13 protein-coding genes and 1 pseudogene are annotated in these 12,137 nt (G+C 71.3%); 9 read left to right on the top strand and 5 right to left on the bottom strand.

Annotated elements, in window-relative coordinates; genetic code table 11:
• Positions 1-84 precede the first annotated feature (84 nt).
• From KBY47_RS27540 to KBY47_RS36765, 6 genes are all read left to right on the top strand, one after another.
• On the top strand, positions 85-804 hold the full coding sequence (locus KBY47_RS27540) for a GntR family transcriptional regulator (RefSeq protein WP_210925557.1): 720 nt from the start codon (positions 85-87) through the stop codon (positions 802-804).
• 198 nt (positions 805-1,002) lie between these two features.
• A complete protein-coding gene (locus tag KBY47_RS27535; protein WP_247695316.1) occupies positions 1,003-2,226 on the top strand; it encodes an MFS transporter in 1,224 nt (407 codons plus the stop codon).
• Positions 2,227-2,260: 34 nt separating this feature from the next.
• Positions 2,261-3,622, top strand: a complete 1,362-nt coding sequence (locus KBY47_RS27530; RefSeq protein ID WP_210925553.1) for an acyclic terpene utilization AtuA family protein — start codon at positions 2,261-2,263, stop codon at positions 3,620-3,622.
• A gap of 2 nt (positions 3,623-3,624) precedes the next feature.
• A complete protein-coding gene (locus tag KBY47_RS27525) occupies positions 3,625-3,957 on the top strand; it encodes a DUF4387 domain-containing protein (RefSeq protein WP_210925550.1) in 333 nt (110 codons plus the stop codon).
• Positions 3,954-4,793, top strand: a complete 840-nt coding sequence (locus tag KBY47_RS27520; RefSeq protein WP_210925548.1) for a PHB depolymerase family esterase — start codon at positions 3,954-3,956, stop codon at positions 4,791-4,793. The genes KBY47_RS27525 and KBY47_RS27520 overlap by 4 nt, the downstream gene beginning before the upstream one ends.
• A 36-nt stretch (positions 4,794-4,829) precedes the next feature.
• Positions 4,830-5,753, top strand: a complete 924-nt coding sequence (locus tag KBY47_RS36765; RefSeq protein WP_247695315.1) for an alpha/beta hydrolase — start codon at positions 4,830-4,832, stop codon at positions 5,751-5,753.
• Here KBY47_RS36765 and KBY47_RS27515 read toward each other — a convergent pair.
• Positions 5,754-6,740, bottom strand: a pseudogene (locus KBY47_RS27515) (BtrH N-terminal domain-containing protein); the annotation flags it as partial.
• 26 nt (positions 6,741-6,766) lie between these two features.
• Complete coding sequence (locus KBY47_RS27510; RefSeq protein WP_210925538.1) at positions 6,767-7,411, bottom strand: dihydrofolate reductase family protein; 645 nt, start codon at positions 7,409-7,411, stop codon at positions 6,767-6,769.
• A gap of 134 nt (positions 7,412-7,545) precedes the next feature.
• Between KBY47_RS27510 and KBY47_RS27505 the strand changes: the two genes are divergently transcribed.
• Together KBY47_RS27505 and KBY47_RS27500 are read left to right on the top strand one after the other, a co-directional pair.
• The gene (locus KBY47_RS27505) at positions 7,546-7,842 is read left to right on the top strand and encodes a DUF1778 domain-containing protein (protein ID WP_210925536.1); all 297 of its coding nucleotides are present in this window, start codon (positions 7,546-7,548) and stop codon (positions 7,840-7,842) included.
• Positions 7,839-8,225, top strand: a complete 387-nt coding sequence (locus tag KBY47_RS27500; RefSeq protein ID WP_210925534.1) for a fic family toxin-antitoxin system, toxin component — start codon at positions 7,839-7,841, stop codon at positions 8,223-8,225. The genes KBY47_RS27505 and KBY47_RS27500 overlap by 4 nt, the downstream gene beginning before the upstream one ends.
• Positions 8,226-8,280: 55 nt before the next feature.
• Here the strand turns inward: KBY47_RS27500 and KBY47_RS27495 are convergent, their stop codons facing one another.
• The 3 genes from KBY47_RS27495 to KBY47_RS27485 form a co-directional block, all read right to left on the bottom strand.
• Entirely contained in the window at positions 8,281-8,742 is a 462-nt protein-coding gene (locus KBY47_RS27495) for a hypothetical protein (protein ID WP_308405310.1), read from the bottom strand.
• Between the two features lie 151 nt (positions 8,743-8,893).
• Entirely contained in the window at positions 8,894-10,087 is a 1,194-nt protein-coding gene (locus KBY47_RS27490; RefSeq protein ID WP_210925532.1) for a HAMP domain-containing sensor histidine kinase, read from the bottom strand.
• Positions 10,078-10,740: a response regulator transcription factor gene (locus KBY47_RS27485; protein WP_210925530.1), complete on the bottom strand. Its 663-nt coding sequence runs from the start codon at positions 10,738-10,740 to the stop codon at positions 10,078-10,080. Before KBY47_RS27485 ends, KBY47_RS27490 begins: the two co-directional genes overlap by 10 nt.
• A gap of 135 nt (positions 10,741-10,875) precedes the next feature.
• Between KBY47_RS27485 and KBY47_RS27480 the strand changes: the two genes are divergently transcribed.
• The gene (locus tag KBY47_RS27480; RefSeq protein WP_210925528.1) at positions 10,876-12,132 is read left to right on the top strand and encodes an ABC transporter permease; all 1,257 of its coding nucleotides are present in this window, start codon (positions 10,876-10,878) and stop codon (positions 12,130-12,132) included.
• The last annotated feature ends 5 nt before the right edge of the window (positions 12,133-12,137 follow it).

Below are 12,137 nucleotides of genomic sequence, written 5' to 3'. Positions count from 1 at the left end.
AGGGCTCCCGCTGGTCCCGCTGACATCGGATTTCGCCGACCGCAACATATTGACAATCGTGCTGTAGCACATACGGTACTGCACATGGCACAGCTTCCCCACCTCACGATGTCCGCGACCCTCGGGGACCAGGCGTACACGGCGATCCGCGAGGCGATCGTCTCGGGCGTTCTCGAGCGCGGCCAGAAGGTGACCGAACGGGGCCTCGCCGAGTCGCTGGACATCAGCGCGACACCGGTGCGCGAGGCGCTGCGCCGACTGGAGCAGGACCGGCTGGTGGAGCGGACCGGCCCGCGCTCCGTACGCATCGCGAAGTTCGCGGAGGAGGAGCTTCGCGAGTTCACCATGATCGGGGACACCCTGCGCTCGCTGGCCGCCCGACTGGCCGCGGAGAAGTCGACCGCCGCCCAGCGCCGGGAGATGAGCGCGGTGCTCGACAGGGCCGACCGCCTGCGCGGTGAGGCCCGTGAGTGCGACCCGGGCGGCGAGGCGGAGCGGAAGCTGATCGAGGAGATCCTCGCGTGCATGCGCCGGTTCCACGCGCTCGTCGACGAGGCCAGCGGTAACTCCACGCTGCTCCAGATGCTGCACATGGTCGACGCCTTCGGCGCCGACGAACGGCGCAGCACGGTGCTCTCCGAGGTCAGCGGTGCCCGCCGCGGCGCGGTGGACGAGCGCTACGGTCAGCACCGCGCCATCTACGACGCCATCGCCTCCGGTGACGGTGAACGCGCGGCGGCGCTGATGAGCGCACACAGCCGCGCCTCCAGCGACTCCCTGATCACGGCGCGCTTCTCGGACTGAGAAGCGCGCGGATCGACAGATCGGCGCAGCCCGGACCCAGAAGCTCCGGACCCAGAAGCTATAGCAAATAGCATAACCCTCAGCCGCACGGCTCCGGTCCACTGGAGACCGGATGCTATGGCATATGGCAAAGGAGCCGTCATGCCGGACACCGCACCACCCAGGTCACTGGAAACCCGCCCGCCCACTGCGCGGCGGATGAGCGCCACGACCGTCCTGTGGGTGACCCTCGCCGTCTTCGCCCAGGAGTCGGTGTGGAACTTCTACGACGCCCAGGTCCCCGCCGAACTGCGTCACTACCTCACCTCGGCGGGCCTGATCGGGCTGATCATGGGCATGGACAACGTCCTCGGGGTCCTGATCCAGCCCTGGATGGGCTTCCTGTCGGACCGTCGCGCCCGCGAGGGGAAGGGACGTTGGGCGATCATCCTCAGCGGTGCCGCACTGGCCTCCCTGCCCTTCGCCCTGATCCCCTGGACACGCGATCTGCCCACGCTGTTGCTGTGCGTCGTCGTCTTCGCGGCCACGGCCAACGCCTTCAAGGGCGTCACGGAGACCCTGGTCTCCGACTACGTCTCCCCCACCCACCGGGGCAAGGCACAGGGCTTCGTCAAGGCGGGCGTCAGTCTCACCATCGTCGTCTCGTCCCTGATCAGCCTGCTGGTCGTCGACCGCAGCATCACCCTCGCGTTCGCCATCCCACCGGTCCTGATGCTGCTGTTGCTCACCGCGTCGTGGACGTTCCTGGGCCGCCGCCGCAACACGCCGACGGCACAGGAGGAGACGCCCGAGGAGTCGGCCGCCGCGGAGTTCTCCTCCCCCTGGGCCGTCATCAAGGACATGGTCCGCGACCCGTCCCGCGCCCGGGCCCTGCTGATGCTCGGCATCTTCTGCTTCGCGGGCATGTGGTCCGCCCTGCGCTCCCTGATGACCCCCTACGGCACGGAGACCCTGGGCCTGTCCCGAGGCGCGGCGGGCGGACTCGCCCTGCCCGGCGCCCTCGCCTTCCTGGTCTGCGTCGTCCCCCTCGCGTACACCTCGACCCGGCTGGGACAGGTGCGTGCCATGCGCTACGGCGTCGGCCTGTTCGTCGTGGGCCTGCTCATCGGCTTCCTCTCCCCCACCGTGCCCGGCACGGTGACCTCCCTGGTCATCACCTCCGTCGGCTACGCGACCTTCGCCGTGAACGCCCTGGTGGCGCTCTGGGACCTGGCCCCCAGCAGACATGTCGTGGGCACCTACACCGGCCTGTACACGGTCGCCTCGTCGACGGGCGCGGCGCTCGGCCCGGCCCTGCTCGGCCTCACCGTCGACGTGACCGGATGGCGGTTCATGCTGCTGAACGGCGCCGCGTTCGCCGCGATCACCTTCGTCGTCTTCACCCGCCTGGCCCGCCGTGTCACCCGCACGGCCACGCCCTGACCCCCCTCACCCCAGCAAGGAGACAGAGACCCTCATGGAGTTCCGCATCCTCGCTCCCACCGGAGCCCTCGGCGCCGGTTTCGACGCCGAGGCCTTCCGGCGCGGTGTCGAGGCCCGCCCCCACGTCATCGCCTGCGACGCGGGATCGACCGACTCCGGCCCCGCCGCCCTGGGCTCCGGGCAACCGAAACTCTCCGACCAGGCCGTCACCCGCGATCTGCGCCTCCTGCTCACCGCCCGCGCGGAACTCGGCGTACCGCTGATCATCGGGTCCTGCGGCACCAGCGGCCGTGACGTGGGTGTGGACCGCGTCGCCGCCCTGGTACGGGACATCGCCGCCGCGGAGAACCTCCACTTCGGACTCGCCCTGATCTACGCCGACCAGCCCGCCGAGCGGCTCCAGGCGCTCCACGACGCCGACCGCATCAGGCCGCTCCCGCACGCTCCCGCCCTCGACCCGGAGGTGTTCACCCGCGGTCACACCGTCGCCATGATGGGCGTCGAGCCCCTCCAGGAGGCGCTCCGCTCCGGCTGCGACGTCGTACTGGCCGGACGCGCCAGCGACACCGCGTTGTTCGCCGCGCTCCCCCATATGCTCGGGGCCGACCCCGGGCTGACCTGGCACATGGCGAAGACGATCGAGTGCGGTGCCGCCTGCGCGATCCCCCCGTCGGCGAACGGGCTCCTGGTGCGCCTGCGGGACGACCATTTCGACGTCACCACCCTCGCCGAGGGCAGCCGGCTCACGCCCCGCTCGGTCGCCGCCCACACCCTGTACGAGAACGCCGACCCGTTCCACATCGCGGAACCGGGGGGCACCCTCGACACCACCGACGCCACGTACGAGAGCGTCGACGAGCGCACCGTCCGGGTGCGCGGCGCACGGTTCGTCCCCGCCGACGGCTACACCGTCAAGCTCGAGGGCGCCGAACTGGTGGGCCACCAGACCGTCATCGTCGGGGGCGTGCGCGACCAGGTGGTCATCCGGAACCTGCCCGATCTGGTGCCGTTCGCCAAGAAGTACTTCGCCGACAAGATCCTCGACGTGTTCGGCGGTGACATCGACCCCGCCGACGTGGACATCGACTACCGCTTCTACGGCGAGGGCGCGGTGCTCGCCGCCCCCGAACCCGAGCCGCTGCGCCCCCGCGAACTCGGTGTCCTCATCACCGTGACCGCTCCGGACCAGGCCACCGCGCACGCCGTGGCGACCTTCGTCGCCCACGCCAGCAGCCATCTGCCGATCCCCGAGTACGACGGTCTGGTCTCCACGCTCGCCTACCCCTACTCCCCTCCCGAGATCGACCGCGGACCGCTGTACCGCTTCACCCTCAACCACGTCGTCACCGGCGTGACCCCGACCGAACTGTTCCGCACCGTCACCGAGGAGCTGTGACCATGGCGACCCTGCTCGACTTCTGCTCCCTGGTGCGGTCCAAGAACGCCGGGCCCTTCACCCTCACCTTCGACTTCATGTGCCACGACCAGGCCGCCTACGACGCCCTGGTGGCCACCGGATTCCTCACCAAGGACCTGTTCTCCCGCCTCTACGGGGCCGACCCGGAGGACATCCTGCTCGTCCACCACCCCCGGGCGCTGGCCGTGAAGGTCTCCCTGCCCCGCCCCGAGGTCCAGGGTGACCCGCACGACAGCGACTGCTACGCCGGTCAGCAGTACGCCCCCCTGATGGACCTGCGCGTGGAACCTCTGGCGAAAGGGCACACCGCATGACCACCGAACTCCCCACCTCCCCCTGGGACCTGCCTGCCGGCCACCCTGGCGTGTCCTTCCTGACCGGCCCCACGCCGCTGTTCGCCCTCGCCCGCGACCCGCGCTTCTCCTACTGCCTGTACGTACCGGGACGCCACGGCCCCGACGGCCCGCCCCGCCCCCTGGTGGTAGCCGTGCACGGCACCCGGCGGCGCGTGGAGACCCTCCGCGACGCCTTCGCCGATTTCGCCGAACACCACGACTGCGTGGTCCTCGCCCCGCTCTTCCCCGCCGGGATCACCGGCCCGGACGACGTGCACAGCTACAAGCTGCTCTCCCCGGCCGGGTTCCGTGCGGACGAGGTACTCCTGGCCATGGTCGAGGAGGCAGCCGCCCGCTGGCATGTGCGCACCGACCGTTTCCATCTCCACGGCTTCTCCGGCGGCGGCCAGTTCGCCCACCGCTTCGCCTACCTCCACCCCGGCCGGCTGGCGTCCCTGTCCGTCGGCGCGCCCGGACGCGTCACCCTGGCGGACCCGGCGACACCCTGGTGGCACGGTACGGCCGACGCCGAGGAACGCTTCGGCACCAGGCCCGACCTCGCCGCGCTGCGCGAAGTCCCCGTACAGCTGGTCATCGGCGAGCACGACACCGGCACCGCCGACCTCGCGCCTCCCGACAAGCGTGGCTGCGACCCGGCGGCCGGGAGCCGCACCGACCTCATCCACGCCCTGCGCGCCAACTGGCGTACGCACGGCATCGACGCCCGGCTGGACACGGTCCCGGGCGCCGGGCACGACCACTTCGCGGTCCTGCCCGCCGTCCAGCGGTTCCTCGCCGCCCGTCTCGCCCCGTAGACCATCGCCGTACCCGGGTCCGGAGGCCCGACGATCATGCCCGCACACGAACTCGATCCCCAGATCGCCGCCCTGCTCACCGCGCGCGCCACCCCGCCGGACCTGCGTTCGCTGCGCGAGAGCGCGGGCGCGCGCCCGCACACGGCCGGGTCCCAGGACCACGTCGCGCCGCTGCCTGGCCGGTCCCTGCCCGTCCGCCTCTACCCCGGCGATCGCGACGACCGCGTAGTGGTCTTCTTCCACGGAGGCGGCTTCGTGAAGGGAGACCTCGACTCCCACGCCACCCAGGCCCGCACGCTCAACACGGCGACGCGCCGCCCCGTCCTCTCCGTGCAGTACCGCCTGGCCCCCGAACACCGCTTCCCGAGCGCCTACGACGACGCCGTGGACGTGGTCCGTTGGGCCCACACCAACACGGCCACGTTGCTGGGCCACCCACCGGGCCCCCTCGCCATCGCGGTGGCCGGAACCAGCGCGGGCGCGAACCTGGCGGTCGGCGCCGCGCTCGCCCTCGCGCACTCGCCGTCGGCGCCCGTGGCTCAACTCCTCGCCTACCCGGTCGTCTCGGGTGACCCCACCCTGCCGTCGCGCGTCCAGTTCGCGGAGGGATACGGGCTGACCTCGCGGGCGATCGAGTGGTTCACCGAGGCGTACCTGTCGGATCCGGCGCAGCGGCGGGACCCGCGCTTCGCCCCCGTCCTCGCCCCGGACCTCGCCGGGCTCCCCCCGACCGTGCTCGTCGGCGCGGGCCTCGACCCGCTGCGCGACGACGCCCGGCTCCTCCAGGAGCGCCTACGGGCGTCCGGAGTGCGGGTCCTGCCCTCCGAGGAGCCGACGCTTCCGCACGGCTTCTGGAAGTACACCGGGGTCTCGGACGCCGCTCACGACGCCGTGGTCAGGATGTGCGAGGCGTTCCGCGGTCTGCTCGACGGCACCGGCGCGGACGGCGGGCACCGCTGAGCCCGCGACCTGACGCAGCGCCTGCATGGCCTCGCGCTCGACACGGGAAAGCTCCCGGAGAACGAGGCCCGCTCGTTCCAGGCACGCGGCGTCGCCCGTCTCCCCGGCTTCCGCGATCAGCGCCGCGACCTGCGTCCACAGGACGGCCGCCTCGGCGTACAGCCGATGGGCGGTGCGCAGCCGACCGCTGTCGATCACCTCGGTGCACTCACCGAGGAAGTCCCGGTAGAGGGTGCGGAACAGCGCGCCACCGGTGCCGCCCTTCTCCATCAGGAGGGCCGCCTGTGGGAGGTCCCGCCGTGGATCGTCGGTCCGCCGGAGCCATGTCCGTACCCGGTCCCCCGCCCTCTCGATGCCCCGGTACCCGAGGTTGGCGATGGGCGGGTGGAGGAAGGCCTCGGCGCAGGCCGCGAGGGCGGGAAGGATCCGCTCTCGCGGCGAGGGCAGCTCCCTCGGTACGTCCAGCGTGAAGGAGCGGTGCCTCGCGGTCATCGGGCCACGCGCGGCCCTGGCCTCGGCGAGGCTGCTCAGGCTGGTGGACACGGCGCCGCCCTGCTGGTCGGTGTCCACCAGGTAGGCGTCGTGGTCGTCATAGCCGTACATGGCCACGATGTGACCGCCGAAGTGCACCTTCGCCGTGAAGTAGTCGAGGTGATAGCTGTCGAGCTGAAGCCCGACCGGTCGGCCCGCGTCGATGGCCGCGACCACGTTGTCCCATCCCCGGCGCGGCGAGGCGGTCTCCCGCACCGACAACTCCGCCCCGAGCCTGTCGGCCAGGTTCACGGTCAGCTGGAACGGCTTGACCCGCCCTCCGAGGAACGGGAACCCCATGTTCTTGCTGTCCCAGTAGATGAAGGACAGCCCCGAGCCGAGACCGAACAACATGGGCTCCGACAGCTCGACCCCCTGGTGCCTCAGCAACACCCCGACAGCCGTCGTCTCACAGTGCCGCAACCCACGGGCGTCGACGCCCACGACCCTGACCACGCTCCGCACCCTATACCGGTACCGGGTCACTGCGGGTGTCGGACCAGCACCGCGTGCGTGACGTTCGGTGAGCCGACCATCTCCGACACGCGGTAGCCCTCGATCCCGTCTCCCAGGTTGTCGAAGAGCCGCTCCCCGCGCCCGATGAGCATCGGCGCGATCACCAGGTGCATCTCGTCGATCAGTCCGGCGCGCAGATACTGCTGGATGACCGCGGCGCCCCCGCCGATCCGGACGTCCTTGCCGCCCGCGGCGTCGAACGCGCGCCGCAGCACCGCCTCGGGCGGCTCGTCGGTGAAGTGGAAGGTCGTTCCGCCCGCCATCTCCAGCGTCGGACGCACATGGTGGGTGTGCACGAAGACGTCGTGGTGGTAGGGCGGGTTCTCGCCCCACCAGCCCTTCCAGGAGTCGTCCTGCCATGGGCCGCGCTGCGGCCCGAACATGTTCCGCCCCATGATCGTGGCGCCGATGTTCCGATCGCCGCGGACGAAGTAGTCCACGTCGGTCCCGGTCCTGCCCGCGGCGGAGTCCTCCATCGCGGAGATGAACCAGCCGTGCAGCTCGTCGCCCCAGCCGACACCGTCACCGAAGGGGGCGTCCGGGCGCTGGTTGACGCCCGCCATGAAGCCGTCGAGGGAGATCGTCACGTTGTGTACACGGACCTTGGGCATGGTTGTCGCCTCTCGTCTGGATGACCTGCTCTCATCCCTACGTCGAACGGAGCCGACCGGAATCGACGCCTCACCGAGATTATTTCGGCGCCCGTGACCCGCCTGCCATTGGTACCGCTGGTACCGTGGGTGCCATGTCGGATCCCAAGGCGATGAATCTGCGCTTTCCCGACCCCGCGCAGCGGGCGGCCATCGCGGCGGCCGCCAAGCAGGCGGGGGTCAGCATGCAGGAGTACATCCTCTCAGCCGCCTACGACCGCGCGACCGCGGTGGAGCGGCGGTTCCTGGAGGGCTTCCGGGCGTCCATGGCCCACAGCGGCGCCGCCTTCTCGGCGGAGCCCAGCGGCGTGGACCCGGACACCGAGCAGCGGGCGGCCGAGGCGGAGGCGCGGCGGGACCTCGACCGGCGGGAGCGAGGGCACGCCGCGTGACCCAGCCGGAACCGCCGCACCCGCTCGACGTCTCGTTCCTGCTGCACGCCGCCGAGCTGCTCGACGGCGACCCCCAGGTCGACGACTACGGCCCGCTCTACGCCGCCGTCGCCCGGGTCAACGCCCGGGCGATGGAGCGCGACATCTACGGGTCGCCGTACCTCAGGGCCGCGGCGCTGCTCCAGACCCTGGTGCGGCTGCCGTGCCTGGAACACTCCAACGAGGCCTTCGCCTGGCACGCCACCGAGGCCTATCTGGCCCTCAACGGCCACGGGCTCGACTACCCGCCCAAGGCCGCGGTGGCACTCGTACGCGACGCGGCCTCCGGAGCGCTCGGGGTCGCCCGGATCGCCCGCCGGCTGCGCGACTGGGCCGCGAGCTGACCCGACGGGCTGGAACACGGACTCGGCCTCGAACGGCAGCCGTCGCCCCTGGTCGTCAAATGCCCATCGACGCCATCTCGATCGCCGAGCGGTAGTTGGCCGCGGCGGTGACCACGCAGGCGCGGTAGGTCCGGTTGTCCTTCACGGCCAGGAAGTAGTCGCGCAGGTTCTTCCAGTAGCTGACCAGGTAGCCGAGCCCCGGCACGAAACCGGGCGGGCGCGGCACCAGGGAGAAGGCCTCGCTGCACCGCAGGATCTGGCCGGTGGCGGTCGACAGGACATCGGCGACCGCCGCGTTCATGTTCCATCCGGCCGCCAGTTCCGGGGTCCAGATCGCACCCGCGATCTCCCGCAGCTGCTCCTGTTCCTCAGGGGTCGGATCGCTCAGGGCACCCGCCGCCACCGACTCCCGCGCCGCGGCCGACGGCCCGCTGACCGCGGCCACACCCGGCCCGGCCGCCGACAACACGATCACCGCCGCCGTCGCGACGGCGGCAGCCGCTGTCCCTCGTCTCACGATGCGCCTTCCACCCACGGTCATCGTCACCCTCCCCTGGACACCGAACCGGCCCGTCCGGCCGGACGCTTGACCGTGGCATGCGTCGGACAACCTGGTCAACATCGGTAATTCGCCAGCGAGTTGGGCGCGAACCGCGTCCGGTGCCCCGTCAGGGGAAGCCGAGGCGGACGGTGAGGCCGCCGGCGGGGCGGGGTTCGGCGGACAGGGTGGCGTGGTGCGACGCGACGATGGACGCGGCGATGGACAGGCCGAGACCGTGGCCGGTGCCGGCGGTGCGGTCGGGCACGAGGCGGCGGAACGGCTCGAAGAGGTCTGACACCCGGTCGGCGGGAACGCGCGGGCCGGTGTTGGTGACGGTCACGGTACGTCCTTCGAGACGTACATGGACGTGACCGCCCGGATGGTTGTACTGCACGGCGTTGCGGACGACGTTGGTGAGCAGGTGCCGCAAGAGGACGGGGTCGCCTCGGACGACCAGGGGCGTGTCGGCGTCGACGCGGAGGTCCACCTGTCGCTGTTCGGCCTGTGGGGCGAGTTGATCGGTGACGAACCGGGCGGTGAGGGCCAGGTCGACGTTCTCGGTCGCCGCCGGGCCGCGGTCGCTGCGGGCGAGCAGCAACAGCGCGTCGATGAGCTGCTCTGCCTCGCGGTTGGTGGACAGCAGGTCGTCGCGGACTTCGGTGAGGTGGTCGGGGAGCGGGTCGGCGAGGCCGACCTGGAGGGTGGCGCGCTGGGCGGCGAGGGGGGTCTTGAGTTCGTGGGAGGCGTTGGCGACGAAGCGGCGCTGGCTGTCGAACGACTTCTCCAGCCGGTCGAGCATCGCGTCGAAGGTGTCGGCGAGACGGTGGAGTTCGTCGTCGGGGCCGGTGAGGGCCAGCCGCTGGTGCAGGCTCTGCTCGCTGATGCGGCGCGCGGCCTCGGTCATCGAGGCGACCGGGCGCAGCGCCCTCCCGGCCAGCCACCACCCGGACAGCCCGGCGAGGAGGGCCAGGACGAGCAGACCTACTGCGGACCAGAGGACCATCTGGCGCAGGGCGGTGTCCTGCACGGCCTGAATGGTCTGGTCGAACTTCTGGATCTTGAGGGCACCGGACTGCGCGAAGGGCACGACCGGCCCGGATTCCGCGGGGCGGACGGGCTGGAACGGGATCGCGGTACCGGCGGGTGTGTCGGTGTATTCGACGTCGATGCCCTCGACCTGCTGGGCCGTCCCATGGCGGGCGAGCAGGACGACGAAGGCGAGCAGGGCCACGCCGGTGAGCAGGAACAGGGCGGAGATGGCCGCCGTGAGACGGGCACGGAAGGGCAGTCGGCCGATGAACGCGCGCGGGTTCAGTCGCACAGCCGGTATCCCTGTCCCGTGTCGGCGGTGATGACACCGGGGTCGCCGAGCTTGCCGCGCAGTCGGCTGACCGTGGCACGGACGGCGCTGGTGTGCGGGGTGAGGTGCTCGTCCCACAGGGTGCGGACGATCTCGTCGTGCGGGACGGGTGCTCCCCGGGCCTCCAGCAGCAGGTGCAGGACCGCGAACTCCTTGGGTGTGAGGGCGAGCGGGCGGCCGTCGACGGACACCTCGCGTCTGGACGTGTCCATGGTGATGCCGCCGTGCCGCAGGACGGCCGACGGCGGAGCGGGGGGCCGTCTGCTGAGGGTCCGCACACGGGCGAACAGCTCACTGAAGTCGAAGGGCTTGGGCAGGTAGTCGTCGGCGCCGAGCGTGGTCAGGCCGTAGACGCGGTCGGTGATGTCGCCCGCCGCGGTGAGCATGAGGATCCGCGGCGGATCGTCGAGTTCCCGCAGCCGCAGGCACACCTCGTCCCCGCTCATGACGGGCAGGTCGCGGTCGAGGATCAGGACGTCGTAGGCGGTGAGCAGACACATCCGCTCGGCGGCGTCGCCGGTGTGGGTGACATCGACCGCCATCGCCTCACGGCGCAGGCCCACGGCGATGGTGCGGGCCAGCACCCGGTGGTCCTCGGCTACCAGAACTCTCATGACCGACATGAAACCAAGGCCGCGTTCACAGTCGCATAAGGAAACCGTCGACGTGCCGCGTGCCACCACGGGCGGTCCTTATACGGCCGTAACACGCTTATCCTCCTGCAAAGGGCCGACTGCTCCACTGGCCGCATGAACTTCGTCAAGCGGGCCGGGATGAGCCTGCGTGCCAGGAAGTCCCGCACCGCCGCCCTGCTCGGCATCTTCGTGGTGATCTGTGCCCTGCTGCTCGGCGGGTTCCTGCTGGAGGCTGCCGCCGCGCGCCAGGAGGCCGAGGCGCAGCGCAGGATCGGCGTCGACGTGACGGTCAGGGGCGAGGTCCTGACCGCGGACCGGGTCGCACGGCTCGGCTCCAGGGCTCCGGTGACCCGTTACAACCCGCTGCTCACGCTGACCGCCGGCCCGCGCGGCTTCGACCCGCTCGTCTCCCCGGAGCCACCGCCCCCCGGGGAGCGGGAAGGGGGGCCGCTGGCGATGCGCGGTGTGCGGGACCTGGGCATGCTGCTGCCCTTCTCGTACGGCTCCACGAAGATCACCTCTGGGCGCGGGATCGACCCACGTGACACCGGCCGCCGTGTCGCGGTGGTCGAGGAACGCCTCGCCGAGAAGAACGGGCTCGAGGTCGGCGACACGATCCGGGTGCGGTCCTACGACGGTGAACGCACGGTCACGATGAAGGTCCTCGGCGTGTTCCGCGACCCGCGGAAGGACCCGCCGCAGTGGACGCCCCCGGACGAACTGCCCGGCAACACCGTCTACGTGCCGACGCCCCTCGCGGAGCGGCTCGGCGAGGGCGCGGCCGAGGTCGACGAGGCGGTGTTCAGGATCGGCTCGCCGGAGCAGGCCGAACGACTGCACGCCGAGGCGAGGCGGCTGCTCGGCACGGGGGACTTCGACTTCCGCGTCAACGACAAGGCGTACCAGGACCAGGTCCGTCCCATCCAGCGGGTCGGTGCCTTCGCTGGACTGATCGTCTGGGTGATCGCGCTGGCCGGTGCGCTGGTCCTCGGTCTCATCGTCATGTTGCAGATCCGGGAGCGGCGCGAGGAACTCGGGGTGCTGCTGTCGATGGGCGAGAAGAAGTGGAAGCTCATCACCCAGCACGCCGTGGAGATCGCCGTGGTCTGCCTGCCCGCGATCGCCGTCGCCGCACTGGCGGGACATCTCGCCGCCCCGTCCCTGGGCGATGCCCTGCTCGACCGCCCGCCGCGGCACACCGCGGGGGGCGTCCCGGACACGGCGATGGCCCCGCCCACGGTGCGCGTCGAGCCCGCCGACGTGGGCAAGGTCGCCGGGATCGGCCTCGGCATCTGCCTGGTCTCCACCGTCGTCCCCGGCATCGGCGTCCTCCGCCTGCACCCCCGCTCGATCCTCGCCGTCAGCGAATAGCCCGT

The organism is Streptomyces sp. B93 (genome assembly GCF_018070565.1).
GTDB lineage: Bacteria > Actinomycetota > Actinomycetes > Streptomycetales > Streptomycetaceae > Streptomyces.
This window is presented reverse-complemented; position numbering and strand designations above follow the sequence as displayed.

Excerpts from the sequence above, each read along its gene's own strand:
- KBY47_RS27540 (WP_210925557.1), top strand. The coding sequence starts at position 85 with ATGGCACAGCTTCCCCACCTCACGATGTCCGCGACCCTCGGGGACCAG.
- KBY47_RS27535 (WP_247695316.1), top strand. The coding sequence starts at position 1,003 with ATGAGCGCCACGACCGTCCTGTGGGTGACCCTCGCCGTCTTCGCCCAG.
- KBY47_RS27530 (WP_210925553.1), top strand. The coding sequence starts at position 2,261 with ATGGAGTTCCGCATCCTCGCTCCCACCGGAGCCCTCGGCGCCGGTTTC.
- KBY47_RS27525 (WP_210925550.1), top strand. The coding sequence starts at position 3,625 with ATGGCGACCCTGCTCGACTTCTGCTCCCTGGTGCGGTCCAAGAACGCC.
- KBY47_RS27520 (WP_210925548.1), top strand. The coding sequence starts at position 3,954 with ATGACCACCGAACTCCCCACCTCCCCCTGGGACCTGCCTGCCGGCCAC.
- KBY47_RS36765 (WP_247695315.1), top strand. The coding sequence starts at position 4,830 with ATGCCCGCACACGAACTCGATCCCCAGATCGCCGCCCTGCTCACCGCG.
- KBY47_RS27510 (WP_210925538.1), bottom strand. The coding sequence starts at position 7,411 with ATGCCCAAGGTCCGTGTACACAACGTGACGATCTCCCTCGACGGCTTC.
- KBY47_RS27505 (WP_210925536.1), top strand. The coding sequence starts at position 7,546 with ATGTCGGATCCCAAGGCGATGAATCTGCGCTTTCCCGACCCCGCGCAG.
- KBY47_RS27485 (WP_210925530.1), bottom strand. The coding sequence starts at position 10,740 with ATGAGAGTTCTGGTAGCCGAGGACCACCGGGTGCTGGCCCGCACCATC.
- KBY47_RS27480 (WP_210925528.1), top strand. The coding sequence starts at position 10,876 with ATGAACTTCGTCAAGCGGGCCGGGATGAGCCTGCGTGCCAGGAAGTCC.